Source organism: Croceicoccus bisphenolivorans (assembly GCF_001634625.1).
Lineage (GTDB): Bacteria > Pseudomonadota > Alphaproteobacteria > Sphingomonadales > Sphingomonadaceae > Croceicoccus > Croceicoccus bisphenolivorans.
The window spans coordinates 150,683-168,306 of the sequence record NZ_LRSE01000004.1 but is presented as its reverse complement, the minus strand read 5'-3'; the positions used below and the strand labels follow the sequence as shown (position 1 = coordinate 168,306).

General features: G+C 64.3%; 20 protein-coding genes. 7 read left to right on the top strand and 13 right to left on the bottom strand.

Annotation, left to right across the window (positions count from 1 at the left end):
* Positions 1-16: 16 nt before the first annotated feature.
* From phhA to A7A77_RS05615, 3 genes are all read left to right on the top strand, one after another.
* On the top strand, positions 17-904 hold the full coding sequence (gene phhA, locus A7A77_RS05625; protein WP_281179987.1) for a phenylalanine 4-monooxygenase: 888 nt from the start codon (positions 17-19) through the stop codon (positions 902-904).
* A complete protein-coding gene (gene hppD, locus A7A77_RS05620; protein ID WP_156500444.1) occupies positions 901-1,995 on the top strand; it encodes a 4-hydroxyphenylpyruvate dioxygenase in 1,095 nt (364 codons plus the stop codon). The genes phhA and hppD overlap by 4 nt, the downstream gene beginning before the upstream one ends.
* Positions 1,996-2,064: 69 nt before the next feature.
* The gene (locus A7A77_RS05615; RefSeq protein WP_245638402.1) at positions 2,065-3,054 is read left to right on the top strand and encodes a mechanosensitive ion channel family protein; all 990 of its coding nucleotides are present in this window, start codon (positions 2,065-2,067) and stop codon (positions 3,052-3,054) included.
* Here the strand turns inward: A7A77_RS05615 and A7A77_RS17430 are convergent.
* Positions 3,051-3,200: a DUF2474 domain-containing protein gene (locus tag A7A77_RS17430; RefSeq protein WP_082835937.1), complete on the bottom strand. Its 150-nt coding sequence runs from the start codon at positions 3,198-3,200 to the stop codon at positions 3,051-3,053. The genes A7A77_RS05615 and A7A77_RS17430 overlap by 4 nt on opposite strands.
* 542 nt (positions 3,201-3,742) lie before the next feature.
* Between A7A77_RS17430 and A7A77_RS05605 the strand changes: the two genes are divergently transcribed.
* Positions 3,743-4,321 (top strand): HupA family protein, encoded by a 579-nt coding sequence (locus A7A77_RS05605; protein ID WP_066555021.1) that lies wholly within the window; start codon positions 3,743-3,745, stop codon positions 4,319-4,321.
* A gap of 22 nt (positions 4,322-4,343) precedes the next feature.
* Here the strand turns inward: A7A77_RS05605 and cydB are convergent, their stop codons facing one another.
* From cydB to A7A77_RS05570, 7 genes are all read right to left on the bottom strand, one after another.
* The gene (gene cydB / locus A7A77_RS05600; protein ID WP_066555020.1) at positions 4,344-5,339 is read right to left on the bottom strand and encodes a cytochrome d ubiquinol oxidase subunit II; all 996 of its coding nucleotides are present in this window, start codon (positions 5,337-5,339) and stop codon (positions 4,344-4,346) included.
* Entirely contained in the window at positions 5,339-6,790 is a 1,452-nt protein-coding gene (locus tag A7A77_RS05595) for a cytochrome ubiquinol oxidase subunit I (RefSeq protein ID WP_066555015.1), read from the bottom strand. The genes cydB and A7A77_RS05595 overlap by 1 nt, the downstream gene beginning before the upstream one ends.
* A gap of 95 nt (positions 6,791-6,885) precedes the next feature.
* On the bottom strand, positions 6,886-8,643 hold the full coding sequence (locus tag A7A77_RS05590; RefSeq protein WP_066555013.1) for a SulP family inorganic anion transporter: 1,758 nt from the start codon (positions 8,641-8,643) through the stop codon (positions 6,886-6,888).
* 16 nt (positions 8,644-8,659) lie between these two features.
* The gene (locus A7A77_RS05585) at positions 8,660-9,889 is read right to left on the bottom strand and encodes an NAD(P)/FAD-dependent oxidoreductase (protein ID WP_245638401.1); all 1,230 of its coding nucleotides are present in this window, start codon (positions 9,887-9,889) and stop codon (positions 8,660-8,662) included.
* A 28-nt stretch (positions 9,890-9,917) separates the two neighbouring features.
* Positions 9,918-10,325, bottom strand: a complete 408-nt coding sequence (locus tag A7A77_RS05580) for a DUF6691 family protein (RefSeq protein ID WP_066555011.1) — start codon at positions 10,323-10,325, stop codon at positions 9,918-9,920.
* Positions 10,325-10,780 (bottom strand): YeeE/YedE family protein, encoded by a 456-nt coding sequence (locus tag A7A77_RS05575; RefSeq protein ID WP_066555001.1) that lies wholly within the window; start codon positions 10,778-10,780, stop codon positions 10,325-10,327. Before A7A77_RS05575 ends, A7A77_RS05580 begins: the two co-directional genes overlap by 1 nt.
* Positions 10,780-11,736 (bottom strand): MBL fold metallo-hydrolase, encoded by a 957-nt coding sequence (locus A7A77_RS05570; protein WP_066554998.1) that lies wholly within the window; start codon positions 11,734-11,736, stop codon positions 10,780-10,782. The genes A7A77_RS05575 and A7A77_RS05570 overlap by 1 nt, the downstream gene beginning before the upstream one ends.
* Before the next feature lie 137 nt (positions 11,737-11,873).
* On the opposite strand from A7A77_RS05570, the gene A7A77_RS05565 reads away from it, so the two are divergent.
* The gene (locus A7A77_RS05565; RefSeq protein ID WP_066554989.1) at positions 11,874-12,308 is read left to right on the top strand and encodes a cytidine deaminase; all 435 of its coding nucleotides are present in this window, start codon (positions 11,874-11,876) and stop codon (positions 12,306-12,308) included.
* Here the strand turns inward: A7A77_RS05565 and A7A77_RS05560 are convergent, their stop codons facing one another.
* Together A7A77_RS05560 and A7A77_RS05555 are read right to left on the bottom strand one after the other, a co-directional pair.
* Positions 12,309-12,878 carry an LOG family protein gene (locus tag A7A77_RS05560; RefSeq protein WP_216635553.1) on the bottom strand — a complete coding sequence of 190 codons (570 nt, stop codon included), beginning with the start codon at positions 12,876-12,878 and terminating at the stop codon, positions 12,309-12,311.
* Positions 12,879-12,883: 5 nt separating this feature from the next.
* A complete protein-coding gene (locus tag A7A77_RS05555; protein ID WP_066554982.1) occupies positions 12,884-13,876 on the bottom strand; it encodes an adenosine kinase in 993 nt (330 codons plus the stop codon).
* Positions 13,877-14,001: 125 nt separating this feature from the next.
* Here A7A77_RS05555 and A7A77_RS05550 point away from each other — a divergent pair, with 125 nt between their 5' ends.
* Together A7A77_RS05550 and A7A77_RS05545 are read left to right on the top strand one after the other, a co-directional pair.
* The gene (locus A7A77_RS05550) at positions 14,002-14,676 is read left to right on the top strand and encodes a queuosine precursor transporter (RefSeq protein ID WP_342668621.1); all 675 of its coding nucleotides are present in this window, start codon (positions 14,002-14,004) and stop codon (positions 14,674-14,676) included.
* A 104-nt stretch (positions 14,677-14,780) separates the two neighbouring features.
* A complete protein-coding gene (locus A7A77_RS05545; protein ID WP_066554980.1) occupies positions 14,781-15,233 on the top strand; it encodes a Dps family protein in 453 nt (150 codons plus the stop codon).
* Here the strand turns inward: A7A77_RS05545 and gspN are convergent, their stop codons facing one another.
* Genes gspN through gspL form a run of 3 tightly spaced genes read right to left on the bottom strand, consistent with a single transcriptional unit; the run spans position 15,234 to position 17,619 of the window.
* Positions 15,234-15,977, bottom strand: coding sequence for a type II secretion system protein N (gene gspN, locus A7A77_RS05540; RefSeq protein ID WP_066554977.1), 744 nt, complete (start codon positions 15,975-15,977; stop codon positions 15,234-15,236).
* Complete coding sequence (gene gspM / locus A7A77_RS05535) at positions 15,974-16,450, bottom strand: type II secretion system protein GspM (protein WP_066554974.1); 477 nt, start codon at positions 16,448-16,450, stop codon at positions 15,974-15,976. The genes gspN and gspM overlap by 4 nt, the downstream gene beginning before the upstream one ends.
* Complete coding sequence (gspL, locus tag A7A77_RS05530) at positions 16,447-17,619, bottom strand: type II secretion system protein GspL (RefSeq protein WP_066554971.1); 1,173 nt, start codon at positions 17,617-17,619, stop codon at positions 16,447-16,449. Before gspL ends, gspM begins: the two co-directional genes overlap by 4 nt.
* Positions 17,620-17,624: the final 5 nt, after the last annotated feature.

The window sequence follows — 17,624 nt, the reverse complement described above, 5'->3', positions numbered from 1 at the left end:
ATGATATTATGCGCACATGGAAAGACAGGCTACCATGAAGAAGCCCGGATCGGCACACAGCGATAACGAGTTGCGCGGCGATTACACGCAGGCCGCGCACGACTATACCGTCGCGCAGGATTGGGACGCCTATACGCCCGAAATGCACGAACGCTGGCGCAGGCTCTATGCCCGCCAAAGCATGCTGGCCGAACAATATGCCGCACCGGAATTCCTTGACGGGCTGCAGCGGCTGGACTGTTCCTATGGCGTGCCGCGCTTCGAATATGCGAACTCGGTGCTGGATCATGCCACGAAATGGCAGCTCGTCGCGGTCCCCGGTTTCATTCCCGACGAGGTGTTCTTCGAGCATCTGGCCAACCGGCGCTTCCCGGTGACGCGCTGGATCAGGGAAGAGAGGGAGCTCGACTATCTTGTCGAGCCGGACATCTTCCACGATTTCTTCGGCCATGTGCCGATGCTGCTTGACCCGCACGTCGCGGATTTCCTTGAACTGTATGGCAAGGCCGGTGAACGCGCGATCGCGATGAATGCGCTGCCGATGCTGGCGCGGATTTACTGGTACACGATCGAGTTCGGGCTGATCGCGACGCCAAAGGGTCTCAAGGCGTTCGGCGCGGGCATCGTGTCCAGTGCGGGCGAGACGGTGTTTTCAGTCACCGATCCGAACGTACTGCGCCTGAAATTCGATCCCGTGCGCATCATGAACACAGAATACAGGATCGACGATTTCCAGCCGAACTACTTCGTGCTGGACAGCCTTGGCCAGTTGCTGCGCGAACTCGTCGCGCTCGACTTCGGGCCGATTTACGAAACATGGCGTGACAAGACGCCGATCCCGCCCGGCACACTGCTGGAAGGTGAACGGCCATGGCACGGCAAGCTTGCGGAGAAACCGTCATGACCGACCTTTTCGAAAACCCCATCGGCCTTGACGGGTTCGAGTTCGTGGAATTTTCCGCGCCCGAAAAGGGCGTGCTGGAACCGGTGTTCAACGCGATGGGCTTTACCCGCGTGGCACGGCACCGGTCGAAAGACGTGGAGCTTTGGCGGCAGGGCGACATCAACCTTGTCACCAATTACGAACCGAAAAGCGCGGCCTGGTACTTCAGCCGCGAACACGGCCCGTCTGCCTGCGGCATGGGATTTCGCGTGCGCGACGCGCGCAAGGCCTATGCCGAACTGCTGGCGCGCGGGGCCGAGCCGGTGGAGACGCACACCGGCCCGATGGAACTGCACATCCCCGCCATTCGCGGCATCGGCAATGCGATCATCTACCTGACCGACCGCTATGATGACGGCGCAGGGTCGCTCTCGATCTACGACATCGATTTCGAGTACCTGCCCGGCATGGATCGCCATCCGGTCGGCGCGGGGCTGGCGCGGATCGATCACCTGACCCACAACGTCTACGGCGGCCGGATGGCTTACTGGGCCGACTATTACGAGACGCTCTTCAACTTCCGCGAAATCCGCTATTTCGACATCAAGGGCGAATATACCGGCCTCACCAGCAAGGCGCTGACCGCGCCCGACGGCAAGATCCGCATCCCCCTGAACGAGGAAGGCAAGAGCGGGGGCGGCCAGATCGAGGAGTTCCTGCGCGAATACAACGGCGAAGGCATCCAGCACATCGCCTTCATCTGCGACGATCTCTTGCAGACGTGGGACAGCCTGAAGGTCAGCGGCGTCCCCTTCATGACTGCCCCGCCCGCCACTTATTACGAGATGCTGGCTGAACGCCTGCCCGGCCATGGCGAGCCGGTCGGAGAACTCAAGTCGCGCGGCATCCTGCTGGACGGCACGACAGAGGGCGGACAACCGCGCCTGTTGCTGCAGATCTTTGCAGAGGCGACGATCGGCCCGGTTTTCTTCGAATTCATCCAGCGGCGCGGTGACGAAGGTTTCGGCGAAGGCAATTTCAAGGCCCTGTTCGAAAGCATGGAACGCGATCAGGTACGCCGCGGCACGCTGAAAGTGGACGAGACGGCCTAGCCACCGGAACATGGAACAGGACGGGGGCGTTCCGACGCATCCCCGCAAATGGCAGGCACGTGACCGAACGTGCCGCCATTTGACGCCGACGCGTCGGAACGCCTAGACGCCCACGGCGTTACTGCGGCAACCGCGCAGCCAGAGCCCCCTGTTACCCGGAGAAGCACGATCCTTTCCGTCCTCGACGTCGTTTCCATCATCCAGTCCGAGTTCGAGAAGATGGGCACCGGCCTGATCAAGGCGCTGCCCAATTTCGCCATCGCGCTGGTTGTCCTGATCCTCACGTGGATCATCGCCCGCTTCACCACCCGCATCGCCGATGCGATCACTGGCCGCACCAACCTGCGCGTCAGCCTGAAGGCGCTGGTCGAAACGCTGGTGAAACTGGCGATCTGGCTGATCGGCATCATGATCGCCGCCACGATCGTCCTGCCGGGGCTGGAGCCGAGCGGACTTGTCGCCGGGCTTGGCGTAGGCACTGTCGCCATCGGTTTCGCGTTTCAGGACATTTTCGAGAACTTCCTGGCCGGCGTGCTGATCATGCTGCGCGACCGGATGCAGATCGGCGATTCCATCGAAGTGGAAGGCATTCTGGGCAAAGTGGAGCATATCTCGCTTCGCGAAACGCATATCCGCCAGTTCACCGGAGAGCTGACGATCTGCCCCAATTCCATGCTGTTCAAGAACCCGGTCAAGATCCTGACCGAACAGCCGATCCGGCGCTGGGAAGTGGTGGTCGGCGTATCCTACGACACCGATCTAGAGCACGCGACCGAGGTTATCCGCCAATCGCTGGAGGGGCTGGAGGGCATTCCCGACGACAAGCCGATCGACGTGCTGGTACAGGCCTTCGGCGCCAGTTCCGTGGATTTCATGATCCGCTGGTGGTGCGGCGGCGCACCGCGCGACTTCTTCATCATCCGCGACGATATCCTGCGCCGCGTGAAGCGCGGGCTGGAGGATGCGGACATCGAGATCCCGTTCCCCTATATCACCCATACCTTCAAGGAACCGGTTCCGCTGCTGACCCGTCCGGAACAGGCGGGCGAGGAAAACTAAGGCGCGATCCATAACCGCAGCAGCCATGCCACCGCGCCAAGCACGGCGACACTGGCCGTCCAGATCGCGACAAGCCATGCGAGGCGCTTCCACAACGGCCCTTCTACCTGATCGGTCCGCCCGGGTTCTTGTTCCTGTTCGTTCATGACAGTTGCCGATTTTCCACCAGTAAGTGACCTACAAGAAGAATGGTCTGAAAAAAGCGTATTTCCTTCCTTAACGATTCGGTTAAGCAATGCCTCTTCACTTGGGAGTGGAAGTACACATGGGTCGCATTCATAATGGCGGCGTTATCGCCGCAGTCCTCGTCCTGTCCGCCTGCGGCGGTGGTGATGGTAGCAGTAGCGGTGGAGGCACAGGAGTAGGCGGCGGCACCCCCACGCCTACGCCAGGCGGCAGCCCGACGCCGTCGCCCACCTAAAGCACATACTCCGCGCTTACCGGCAATCAGGACTTCGCGCTGGCCTGCCAGGGCTACATCCAGGCAAACGGCGCGATTTTCCCCGCGCCGCCGGTACCGTTCGGGTCGGATCTTGCCGCCCTTGCCTTCGATGCGAGCGCGAACAGCTGGACGGTAACAGGTGAAGGTGTCAACCAGACATTCGGACCGGCCGACGCCATCACGCCGACCAATCCTATCTTCGAAGAACAGTACCTGATCTTGACGAACGGCCAACCCAGCGGAGGCATGACGATCGTCGCACCCGATCCGGGCGGATCCACGCTTCAGTATTCGCGCGTGCTTGCCTACGGTTTGTTCAACGGCAACTTCGGCGGGGTGGAAAACACGACTTGCGTGTTCGGCGTCCCGACGGAACCCGACGATGAACCCTCGACCTCTCCGGTAAGCTATACCGCCTTTGCCAGCGGCGGGTCGATCGTCCGCGTATTCACCGACGGCACCTTCGCAAGCTACACCGTTACCGGTTCGCAGGAAGCTATCAGCGTCGATCTCAACACCTACACGGTCGACATTACCATGCATCTCACCGGAACGCTGGGCAACAAATCTGCCTCCGGCTCCGGAGCGAGCGCCGAAACGACGGTCGATTTCGGGACCTTCACCGCCAACGATATCGAGATCAACGACGAGCCCTATTCGATCGGCGGCTTGTTCAACTATCAGGATTTCGACCTGCAGATGCCGTTCCAGGGCTGGTTCTTCGGGCCGAAGGGCAAGGAAATCGGCATTGCGGTCACTTACTTCCGGCCGAACGATCCCGGATACCGCGCATTCGGCAATATCACCGTGACCGCCAGTCGCTAGGCGCCACATGCGGGCGGGCGGCTCAATGGTAGCCGTCCGCCCCGACCTTGCCGCGAAACACCCAATAGGCCCACGCGGTATAGGCGATGATCAGCGGCATCGTGATCGCCACGCCCACCAGCATGAATACCTGGCTGCGGTGCGGTGCGGCAGCGTCCCAGATCGTCATGTCCGGCGGCACGACATCGGGGTACATCGTCAGCCCCAGCCCCGCCATGCCGAGCAGGAAGAGCAAGAGGCTTAGCAGGAACGGCGCGACTTCACGCCGCCGGGCTATGGCGCGCCACAGGGCAACGCCCGCGATGGCGGTCATGATCGGGATGGGCCAGGTGTAGACGATCTCCGGCGCGGTCAGCCACTTGTCGCGATATTCGGGCCGCAGGAACAGGTTGTAGAGCGAAACCGCCGCCATCAGCACGCCCGTCGCCAGCATGGCGCGGAATGCCAGCCTGAACGCATGGTCCTGCGCCGGCCCTTCCAGTTTCCAGATCAGCCATGTCGACCCCAACAACGCATAGCCCGCCGTGGTGCCGATGCCGGTCAGCAGGGTATAGGGTGTCAGCCAGTCGAACCACGATCCAGCATAGGCGCGGTTCGCAACCTCGATCCCTTGCAGCATCGCGCCAAGGATCATCCCCTGCGCCATCGCGGCGACCAGCGAACCGCCGGTGAACGCCGCATCCCACAACGCCCGATGCCCCGGATCGCGCCAGCGGAATTCGAACGCCACCCCGCGAAAGACAAGGCCGAGCAGCATGGCGATGACCAGCGGGTATGTCGCGGGCAGCAGCACGGCGTAGGCCAGCGGAAACGCCGCGAACAGGCCGCCGCCGCCCAGCACCAGCCACGTCTCGTTCCCGTCCCACACCGGCGCGATGGAATTCATCGCCATGTCCCGCTCCGGCCCGACCTTGAACGTCGGGAACAGCACCCCGATGCCCAGATCGAACCCGTCCATCACGACATAGGCGAAAACGGCGAAGGCGATGATGCCCGCCCAAAGGATCGTCAGGTCCATCAAATTGCTCCATCCGTCGGATCACTATCGGGCAGCCGCTCCGCATGGCCGGGATTTTGCGTCGGCCCCGGCGTGATGCCGGCGGTGCGGATCGGGCCTTTCATGCCACGCTTCACCCCGAACTCGTGCGGGCGCGGAGCCTTGCCCATCAGGTGCAGGACGTACCACGTGCCCATGCCGAAAACGGCGAAATAGATGACCACGAAGGCGATCAGCGATCCCGCCACGGCGGGCGCATCCAGCGGGCTGGCGCTGTCTGCCGTGCGCAGCAAGCCGTAAACGGTAAACGGCTGGCGGCCCACTTCGGTGGTGAACCAGCCCGCGATCACCGCGACGAAGCCCGACGGGCCCATCACCAGCGCCGCCTTGTGCAGCAAGGGCCAGTCGTAGAGCTTGCCCCTCATCCTTGCGAACAGGCTCCACAGCCCAAGGCCGAGCATGGCGAACCCGATGCCGACCATCACGCGGAATGCCCAGAACACGACGCCGACGGGCGGGTGATCCTCTGCCGGAATCGTGTCGAGGCCGGCCAGCGGCGCATTCGGATCATGCTTCAGGATCAGCGAGGAAAGCTTCGGAATCTCGACCGCGTATTTCACTTCGCCCGCCTCGCTGTCGGGAATGCCGAACAGGATCAGCGGCGCGCCGTCGGGGTGGCTTTCATAATGCCCCTCCATCGCCATGACCTTGGCAGGCTGATGCTCCAGCGTGTTGAGGCCGTGCGCATCGCCCGCAAATATCTGGATCGGCGCGACGAGCGCGGCCATCCACATCGCCATCGAGAACATCTTTCGCGCATGGGCGTTGCCCTTGTCCTTCAACAGGTGCCACGCGCCGACCCCGCCCACGGCCAGCGCGGTCGTCAGGTAAGCGGCGATCACCGTATGGACGAGGCGATAGGGAAAGCTGGGATTGAACACGATCGCCCACCAAGACGGGCCGGGCAGGAACTGTCCGTTCGCACCGATCTCGTACCCCGTCGGCGTCTGCATCCAGCTGTTCACCGACAGGATCCAGAAGGCGGAGATGAACGTACCCATTGCCACCATGCAGGTCGCGGCGAAGTGGATCTTGCGCCCCACCTTCTCCATCCCGAACAGCATGACGCCCAGGAAACCGGCCTCAAGGAAGAAGGCGGTCAGCACCTCGTAAGCCATCAGCGGCCCGATCACCGGCCCCGCCCTGTCGGAGAAAACAGCCCAGTTGGTGCCGAACTGGTAGGACATGACGATGCCGGAGACGACGCCCATCGCAAAGGCGACGGCAAATATCTTCAGCCAGTACTTGAACAGGTCGAGGTAGAGCGACTTGCCGGTCTTCAGCCACAGCCCCTCCAGCACCATGAGGTAGCTGGCCAACCCGATCGAGAAGGCGGGAAAGATGAAATGGAAGCTGACAGTGAACGCGAACTGCGCGCGCGCCAGCAAGAGGGCATCGAGACCTTCGAACAAGTAACTTCTCCGGTTTTCCTCTTCCCTACACGCCTGCGATCACAGGCAAAAGCGCATGATCCGCCATTGCGGTTGCATGCTACGCAAGTCCCAAGTCAGATCATGCCGCGCGCCCAGTCCGCCGTCTGCAACGGTGGCTCGCTGCCATCATCGGTGGCAAGCTCGGAAAAGGCCTTGTCCTGCGACAGGAACACACGGCCCGTAAGGTCGGTCAGGAGATGGCTACGTTCCAGCCGGTCCATCACCGGCCCCTTCACTTCGGACAAGTGCAGCCGGATGCCGCCGTCACCAAGCCGGTGGTTGATCGCCTCCAGGCTTTCCAGCGCCGATGCGTCGATCGCGTTCACCGCGCTGCACATCAGGATGACGTGGCGCAGTTGGGGCCGTTCGGCCACGCGTTCCAGCACGTATTCCTCCAGCCAGCGGGCGTTGAGGTATGACAGGTTCTCGTCGATGCGGATCGACAGGACGTGCGGAACGGTCAGCACCTTGTGCCGCTCCACATTACGGAAATGCTGCGTTTCGGGAACGCGGCCGACGATGGCGGCGTGGGGCCGCGATGCCTTCCACAGATAGAGCAGCAGGCCGACCAGAACGCCCGCGATCACGCCGGTTTCCACGCCCCAGATCAACGTCACCCCGATGGTGGCGGCATGGGCGGCAAGATCGCCCTTGGAATAAGTCCAGAGCTGCTTCGGCGTCTTCAGGTCGACAAGGCTGAGCACGGCAACGATGATCGTCGCGGCCAGCGTGGCGACGGGCAGGTTGAACAGCAGCGGGGTAAGGAACAGGGAGGCAAGCGCAATGCCGACGGCGGTATAGGCCCCGGCGGCAGGGGTCTGCGCACCGGCGTCGAAATTCACCACCGATCGCGCGAAGCCGCCCGTTACCGGATAACCGCCCGAAAAGGCACTGGCGATGTTTGCCGCGCCCAGCCCGATCAGTTCCTGGTCCGGCGCAATGCGCTGGCGGCGCTTGGCGGCCAGCGTCTGCGCGACGGACACCGATTCCACGAAGCCGATGACGGATATCAGCAGCGCCGGCACCCACAGCTGCGCGACGAGATCGGGATCGAGCGAGGGCAGCGCAAACGGCGGCAACCCCTGCGGCACAGCGCCGACCAGCTTCACGCCCTTGTCCGCAAGGCCGAGGGTGATGACGGCAAGGATCGTGACAGCCACGGCCACGACCGGCCCCGCCTTGGCCGCGATATCGGCCCCGCGCGGCTTCATCCCGAAACGGACGAGCATGGGCTTCAGCCCCTTGCGCACCCAGAACAGGAAGGCGGTCGCGGCAAGCCCGATCACCAGCGTATGGGGATTGGTATCGCCCAGCCCCGTGGCAAGATTGCCGAGCATTTCGGGCCAGTTGTCGCCCCCGCCCTTTATGCCGAGGATGTGCTTGAACTGGCTGGTCGCGATCAGCAGGCCGCTGGCCGTGATGAAGCCGGAAATCACCGGATGCGACAGCAGGTTGGCAAGAAACCCCAGCCGCAGGAAACCCAGCACGGCCAGCATCACGCCCGACAACGCGGCCAGCGTGATCGCGGCCGTCAGGTATTCGGGCGAGCCTTGTGCCGCCACCGCCCCCGCGGCGCTGGCCGTCATCAGCGAAACGACCGCGACCGGCCCCACCGCCAGCGTGCGGCTGGTGCCGAACACGGCATAGGCGACAAGCGGCAGGATCGAGGCGTAAAGGCCCACGACCGGCGGCAATCCGGCCAGCAATGCATAGGCAAGGCTTTGCGGGATCAGCATGATCGTGACGATGACCGCGGCCATCAGGTCGCTGCTCAGCGTCTCGCCATCGTAACGGCGGCCCCAGTCGAGGATCGGCAGGTAGCGGGAGAGCATGGCAGGGACTACCGGCCTAGCTCGCCACCGGCGTATCGGGCTTCACCAGCCACTCGTGCCCCTTCAGCATGCCGTTCCAGTAGACCCACGGCAGTATCTCGCTTTTCAGCAGCCACGACAGGCGGCGCGGGCGGGTGCCGTCGATCATCCACTTCGGGAAAGTGGGCAGCAGCTTGCCGCCATAGCCGAACTCGGCCAGCACGATCTTGCCCTTCTCCACCGTGAGCGGGCACGAGCCGTAGCCGTCGTAAGCCGCCACCGGCTCTCCGCCCGCCAGCACCGACAGGGCGTTCACAGCAACGATCGGCGCCTGCTTGCGCGCGGCGGCGGCGGTCTTCGCGTTGCCCATCGACCCCGCATCGCCAAGGCCGAAGACGTTGGCATAGCGTTTGTGGCGAAGGGTAAAGTCGTCGACCTCCACGAAACCGCTTTCCGCCGCCAGCGGACTGTCGCGCAGGAAATCGGGCGCGACCTGCGGCGGGACGACGTGGATCATCTCGAAGTCTTTTGTGACTTCGCCATTTGCGGTGGCGAACGTCGCCTGCTTAGCCTCTCCGTCCACGGCCACGAGGTTGGATGTGAAGTTGAGGCCGATGCCGTACTTTTCGACATATTCCATCAGCGCGGGGACATAGTCGGCCACGCCAAACAGCGACGGACCGGCGTTGTGGAACTCGACATCGATATCGCCCAGCACGCCCCGATCGCGCCATTCGTCGCACGACAGATACATCGCCTTTTGCGGCGCGCCCGCGCACTTGATGGGCATCGGCGGCTGGGTAAAGATCGCCCGCCCCGATTTGGTCTGTTGCACCAGCTGCCAGGTATAGGGCGCAAGGTCGTAGCGGTAGTTCGACGTGACACCGTGGCGGCCCAGCGTCGCTTCCAGCCCGGCGATCCTGCCCCAGTCCAGCTTGATACCGGGCGCAACGATCAGCAGTTCGTAGAAGAGGATCGCACCATCCTCCAGCATGACCGCGTTGTTGTCTGGATCGAAGGATTTCACCGCCGTCTTCAGCCACTCGACGCCCTTGGGCATCACGTCCTTCATCGCCCGCATGGTGACGGGCGCGCGGAAAACCCCGCCGCCCACCATCGTCCAGCCGGGTTGGTAATAATGCTCCGACTTCGGTTCCACGATGGCGATATCGAGCATGGGGGAACGCTTCAGCAGAGAGGATGCCGTCGCGATCCCCGCCGATCCGCCACCGACGATGACGATGGTGTGCCTGTGCTGCGTTGCCACTGGCTTCTCCGTTAATTCAGTATTGCGTTCAGCGTTCGGTGACGCGGAACAGCGCCATGCCTGCGATCATCGCGGCAACGAAGATCGCGGCGGGGCCGATATTGCTGGCAAGCGACGCAACGGCCGGCCCCGGGCACAACCCCGCAAGCCCCCAGCCCACCCCGAACAGGGCCGCGCCGCCGATCAGCTTCGCATCGATCAGCTTCGTGCCCGGCAGCGAGAATTCCTCGCAAACCACGGGGCGGTGCATCACCTTCTGAACCCGCCACGCGACGGCCATGACGACAAGCGCACCGCCCATCACGAAGGCGAGCGTCGGGTCCCAGTTGCCAAACAGGTCGAGGAAGCCGCGCACCCGCGTCGGGTTCATCATGCCCGACAGGGCAAGGCCGAAGCCGAAGACCGTGCCGGACAACAGAGCGATGAAGCCGCGCATCACCAGGCACCTCCGAACAGGTTGACCACGGCTACGGTCACAATGCCCGCCGCGATGAACGTGGCCGTGGCGATCAGCGAGCGCGGCGAGAGGCGGCTCATCCCGCAGACACCGTGCCCGCTGGTGCAACCGCTGCCCAGCCGCGTGCCGAAGCCGGTGATGAGCCCACCCGCGACGAGCCAGCCCCAGTGCGGCGCAAACGTCGCCTCGATCGGGCCGACGAAGATCATGAAGACCCCCGCTCCGACGATCAGGCCCGCCACGAACAGTGCCGCGATGGTCCACGGCGTACCCTTGGTCAGGCCGAGCGTGCGTGCGGTCATCCCGCTGACGCCCGCGATGCGCCCGTTGCCCAGCAGCATGATCGCCGCGGCAAGGCCGATGAGCAGGCCGCCGATCAGCCCTTCGACAGGCTGCGCGTCGGGAAAGGCTGCCAAAGAAAACGCGGCACCCATCACGACACCGGAGGCCGGCGAACCGCGTTCACCGGTATCTTGATATAGCTGACGCCGTTGTCTTCGGGATCGGGCAAGTGCCCGCCGCGCATGTTCACCTGCACCGAAGGCATGATGAGATTGGGCATCGCCAGCGTGCGATCACGGCTGGTGCGCATGTCGACGAACTCGTCCTCGCTCACCCCGTCCTTCACGTGCACATTATGGTCGCGTTCCTGCGCGACGGTTGTTTCCCACGCGAAGACGTCGCGGCCCGGCGCCTTGTAATCGTGGCACAGGAACAGCCGCGTTTCGCGCGGAAGGGAGAGCAGGCGGCGGATCGAGCGGAACAGCTGCCGCGCATCGCCACCGGGAAAGTCGGCGCGGGCGGTGCCGTAATCGGGCATGAAGATCGTGTCCCCAACGAACGCGGCATCCCCGATCAGGTAGGCCATGTCGGCAGGCGTATGGCCGGGAACGTGCAGTGCAATCGCCTCAAGGTTGCCGATGTGGAATGTCTCGCCATCGGTGAACAGGTGATCGAACTGCGATCCGTCACGCTCGAAATCGGTGCCGGCATTGAACATCTTGCCGAAGACATCCTGCACACGCACGATATCCGCACCGATGGCCAGCTTTCCGCCCAGCTTTTCCTGAAGATAGGGTGCGGCCGACAAGTGATCGGCATGGGCGTGAGTCTCTATCACCCATGTCACTTTCAGATTATTAGAAGTGATGTATTCGATAACGCGGTCTGCAGAGGCAAATCCGGTGGTGCCGGAAGCGGCATCGTAATCGAGCACCGAATCGATGATCGCAGCCTCTTTCGTGGCCGGATCGCTCACGACATAGCTGACCGTGAAGGTCGCTTCGTCGAAAAATCCCGCAATCGTCGGGCGCAGCGCCTTGTCGGCAAGCGTGCGTTCGACCTGATCGGTCGCAGCGGCAAGATTGGCGTCGGTGACGACGGATGACATCACATTCTCCTTATACAATTAATGTAAGTGTTAAAGAGATAGGCGTCAAGGGTTCAGCTTGTGCCGACATCATACCCCAAATCGCCCCTTTCCGCCGCCTCTTTCCGCAACCGGCAACCGGGGCTAGGGAATGGGGCATGACCCGCGAAGAACTGATCGCCCGCGCCCGCGCGGCAGCCCTGAAGGCCCATGCGCCCTATTCCGGCTTTCACGTCGGGTGCGCGGTGGAATCGGTAAACGGCGAAGTGGTGACGGGCGCGAACATGGAAAACGCCTGTTACCGCCTTGGCGTGTGCGCCGAACAATCGGCGCTGACCGCCGCGCAGCATGCCTTCGGCCTTGCGCAAGTGGCACGGATCGTGGTGGCGGGCGGCCCCTTGGTGGAAGGGGCGATTGCGGGCGCGGATACGGTCGCACCATGCGGCGGATGCCGTCAGGCGATCTACGAGGCGGCGGCGCTGTCGGGCCGCGATGTCGAAGTGGTCTGCGCCGCGGCGACGGGCGACGCGGTAACGGTATCAACTATCCGCGAACTGCTGCCCTCGGCCTTCGGGCCGGACGCACTGGGCTGATTACCAGACCGGCCCGTTCTGCGCGGCGCTGGCGGCGACCTCCAGCTTGGCCAAGGCCTCGTCGATCGTGTCGGCGCTCAACAACTGGTCGCGCCGCTTCCCGCTCATGAACCCCTCGTCGCGCACATGGTCGCAGAAGCCGAGGAACTTGTCCCAGTAGCCATTGGTGTTGAGCAGGCAGAACGGCTTGGCATGGTAGCCCAGTGCGTTCCACGTCCACGCCTCGAACAGTTCGTCGAACGTGCCGATCCCGCCAGCAAGGCACAGGAAACCGTCGGCCAGCTGCGTCATCTTGGCCTTGCGCTGGTGCATGTCGGCCACTTCATGCAGTTCGGTAAGGCCGAGGTGCGCTACCTCGTGGCTGACAAGGGCGGAGGGGATCACGCCGTAAACCCTGCCGCCCGCGCCCAGCACCGCATCGGCAATGGTGCCCATAAGCCCCAGCTTGCCGCCGCCGTAGACAAGGTCGATGCCGCGACCCGCCATGACCTTGCCCAGCCCGGTCGCGGCGGCGACGTGCGCAGGGTCCTTGCCCGGGGCCGACCCGCAATAGACCGCAAGGCGCTTGATCGCCGTCATCCGTGCTCTCCCGTTTCGAAACCCGCGATGGGCCGCGCGCCGACGTGGGTAATGACCGAAGCCGCCGCCCGCGCGCCATGTTCCAGCGATGCCCTGATATCCTCGCCCCGCACTTGCGCGGCCATGAAGCCGGCCGCGAACTGGTCCCCCGCGCCAGTCGTGTCTACGACTTCGGGCACGGGCGCTGCGGGAATCTCGATCTTCTCTCCGTTCGCGATGGCCATCGCGCCATGCGCCCCCTTGGTCAGCACCAGCGTCGGGACCTGCGGGCCAAGCTTCGCTATCGCCTCCGCCGGGGTTTCCACGCCCGCCATCAGGCATGCCTCGTACTCGTTGGCGAACAGGATATCGACGCCGCCGTCGGCCACCAGTCTGGCAAGGCTGTCGCGACGCCCGGGGAGCGCGATGGAATCGGACAGGGTGAACGCGATGCGCCGCCCCTCCGCATGGGCAATCTCTATCGCGCGGCGCATGGCTGCGCGCGGGGCATCCGGACCCCAGAGATACCCTTCGAGGAACAGGAACTTCGCGGCGCGAATCGCACCCTCGTCCAGCGCATCGACATTCAGGCGGTGGCTGGCGGCAGGATTGGTCTGCATCGTGCGTTCGCCATCGGGGCTGACGAGGATGAAGCAGCGCCCCGTCGGCGCATGGCGGATCGGCGGGGTGTCGAAGCGGATGTCCAGCGCATGCATGTGCGCGGCGAACAGCGTGCCCAGCCGGTCGTCTCCGGTCTGCCCGATGAAGCGGCAACGCGCACCCGCCGCCGCCGCGCCGGCCAGCGTGTTCGCCGCCGAGCCGCCGGGCACTTCCTCCACCACGCCGCTGCCCGCCATGGCCTGTGCCAGCGCCTCGGCCTCCCCATCGGAAAGCAGGCGCATCGTGCCCTTCGTCACGCCGCTGGCGTCAAGAAAAGCATCGTCGCGGCGCGCAAGAACGTCCACGATGGCATCGCCGAGCGCGACTATGTCGAGCGGTTCGCTGGCCATTGTAAGGGGCTGATATCCGGCTGATGAAAGGGAAAAGGCGGTTTCGTGAGCAACTAGGCGACGTGGAGCGCATGGTCAATCGAGACGGTGCTTGTCCTCTTCGCACAAGCCGTTATCGCTGGGCCATGAGCGAATCCGAGACAACCGCACCGCACACCCTGATGGCCGTACCCAAGGGGCTGTTCGCCCCCGGCCTTTTCGCACTGGCAGTGTTCTATGGCGGGATGGTGACGTTCGCGGGCGTTCTGGGCAACAAGCAGGTGGCGATGGGGCCGCTGGCGGTGGAGGCGGGGATGTTCGCCTTCCTGACTCTGGTGGCCGTTGGCGGGGCCGTATCCGAAGTCTATGGCCGCACGGTCGCAAACAAGCTGGTGCTGTGGGGCTTCGTGCCGATGGCCATCGCGCTAATGCTGTCGATCTTCGTGCTGTGGCTGCCGCCCTCGCCGGAAATGGACCCAGAAAGGCTGTCCGCGATCGAAACGGTGCTGGGCGCAACCCCGCGGATCTGGATGGCGGGGCCGGTCGCCTATGGCATCTCGCAGCTGCTGAACATCACGGTGATCACCGCGATCAAGACGCGGTTCGGCGGGCCGATGTGGCTGCGCGCTGGCGTGGCCGGAGCCATTTCGCAAGTTGTCGACACGGTCATCTTCATCACGGTCGCCTTCCTTGGCGTATTTCCGATCCTGCCGTTGCTGGCCGGCCAGATGCTTGCCAAGGTCATCCTTTCGATCGTGCTGATCCCCCTCCTCGTCACGCTGTTCGCGAACGGAGCGCGCAAGCTGGACGCGAAAGTCTGATCGATTTTTCCGAACACAGTGTCCTGATCAATGCAGGAAACCGATCATCTACTGCCGTGTTAATGGGGTGAATACCCGATACGAACACGACAGGAGAATTTTCGATGGGCGACAACACGAAGAAGGCGCTGGTGGATGGCCTCAACGGCCTGCTGGCGGATCATCTCGCCCTCTACCTCAAGACCAAGAATTTCCACTGGCACGTCACGGGGCGCGAATTCCGCGACCTGCACCTGCTGTTCGACGAACAGGCGGCAGAGATCTTCGCCAACGTCGACGTGATTGCCGAACGTGTGCGCAAGAACGCGGCCGATACGCTGACCTCCATCGGCTCAGTCGCGGCGAAGACCAAGGTGGCCGACGAGGACGATACCGCGCTGAAGCCGATGCAGATGGTCGAAAAGCTGCGCGACGACAATGCGGCGCTGGTCAAGTCGCTGAAGGAACTGAAGGAACTGGCCGGTGAGGCTGGCGACAATGCCACCGACGGTCTGATCGACGACTGGACCGACCAGGCAGAGGAACGCGTCTGGTTCCTCTCCTCGATCCTCGCGTAACTACAGCGTACCGCTAGCCGATAGGCCGACTCCCTCGGGCCGGCCGGTGAACCCCATATCCAGCAATGGCGCGCTGACTTCGACCGGAAGCCCCTTCAGGACGAGATCGGCGTGCCACGTGCTGTCCGGCACCAGCGTGAAGTGCAGGTGTTCTGTTCCGCTCGGCCCCTGCATGGGAACGACCAGCGCGCCATCCTCACACCGCGCGGGGCCTGACATCAGCGTTTCCGCCGGCAACATCGGGCCGAGCGAGGAGACGATGATGCCGAGATTGCCCGACGCCTCGACGCAGCGACCGGCGCGGCTTTCCATCGCGAAATCGGCAAACGTGATGGCGCGCACAGGAAGCGGGGCCATCCGACCGGCGAGCGACAGTTCGCCATTCGCCTCACGGATCGCGACCCAGCCTTCACCGCCGCGAGCCAATGCGTGGAACTCTGCCTCACCCGGCATGGCGGGGCGATCGAGAGCGAATTCGGCACGGGCCAGCAGCAACGGCAGCGGCTTCAGCCCGACATAGAGCGAGCCCAGCGGCAATGTGCCCGCCTGCAAGTCGCCCGCAGCGCCGGACCAGATGATGCCGTCTACTTCCTGCGCGGATAGCGATCCGGTCGTGTTCGCCGCGCCCAGCGCCAATCGCAGCGGCAGGGTCGCCACCAGCGTCAGCAGCACGAGCAGCAGCAGCACGATCTTGGTCGTGCGCGACAGCCGTCCGTCACGGATGAATATCCAGCGCCCGATCATTGTGCCGCCCTGCTCAAGGTCGCGTTCAGCGATACCGAACCGTCGGCGGCGGGCGTGATCGTCACCTGCTGCGCAACGATGCCCTGCCGTTGCAACATGTCGAGGAAGGCAAGCGCCGATCCGGGCGCTGCCGTCGGCACGATAACCACCGCGCTGCCGTTGCCGCGCGCCTCGTTCGATTGCAGGACCAGCCCCTCGCTCGCAGCCAGTTGCGCCACGGCTTGCGAGACGGGGCCACCTCCGCGCGCGGGCGGGGCGTTTTCAAGCTGTTGCAGGCCAGCCATCACGCGGCCCGCTGCCATCACCGCATCCCGGTGGCGGACATGGGCGGCATCGTGCGCCGCGCCCAAAGGCAGGATCAGGCCATAGACCAGCAGCAGAACGCCCGCGATCGCGGCGGCGGTGCCGACAAGCACCTGTTCGCGGCGGGTAAGCGCGACGTACCAGTCGCGAACGGGAGCAAACAGCGTCATGGCGCGCGCACCGTGATATCGGCGACGGTTGCGCCGGTTGCGTCGGGGGCGATCTGCGGCGGGACGGTGATGACCCAGCCATCGCGTTGCAGGGCGATCAGCATCTGGTTCAGCGCATCGCTTGTCGGTGCGGCGGCGCGGATAGCCAGCGTTCCGTCCGCTTGCCAGTTGAGGTTGCGCAAGCGGATCGAGGGATTGGGCTGCATCGCGGCGAAGACGGCGGGCGCGCTGTCGGCAAAGGCGACACCCCCTGCCCCGCGCCGCATCAGTTCCGAACGGATCTGCGTTTCCGCCGTGGCAAGATCGCCAACGCCGGGGAATTTTGCCTGAGCCGCCTCGATCGCGGCATCTTCCTGCGCAGCGGCATCGAGGTTCAGCTTCACCGTCTCCACCACGAAGTAGGCGAAGACCAGCAGGAGCAGCAGCAGCGCCATGCGGGCCAGTTGCTGCCAGTCGGGCAAGCGGAAATAGGATACGCGCGGGCGGGCATAGACACCCTGGCGAAGATCGAGTTCGGGCGCATCGAACTGGGCCAGCAACCGCCTGCCCAGTTCGTCGTCCGCCACGGCCACCGCTTCCGCACCGGGGGCAAGGACGGGCAAAAGCTCGGCCTCTCCCGCAAAGGCGGCATTGGGCGTGCGGGCCAGCGCCTGTCCGGCGATCACGCCTGTCGCGACTTGGCCGGATGCCGGTTGCGGCAACAGCAGCGCGGCGGGAAGCACGGCATCGGCGTCAAGGCCATTGGCAGCAAGTTCGGCCAGCCACGTGTCCATGTCGGACTTCGCCACGGTGGCCGAAAGCACGCTGCCGCCGTCTGTCGCGCCAGCGACGGCAACGTGCGTATCTGCCAGCGGCGTGCGCAGCCCCGGCGGGTCGAGCCGCGCTGCGGCCAGCGCCTGCGCCATCGGCATGTCGCCGCGCAGCATCTGGCGCACGGGGGCAAGGGCCGCGGGGGCAAGCGCGACAACGCGCCGGTCATCGACATCGCCCCAAGGCGCATCGTGGCCGGACGTGAAGCGATGCGGCGTGCCGAGTGCGCCATCCTCCACCCGCCACCAGCGCCATTCGCCTTGCGGATGTTCGGGCAACACGACCACGAGGCCGCTCGCGCCGGTTACGGGCGCGACTTCCTCAGCTTCGGGCCTGTCGTGGTTTAGCCGCAGCGCCATCTCAG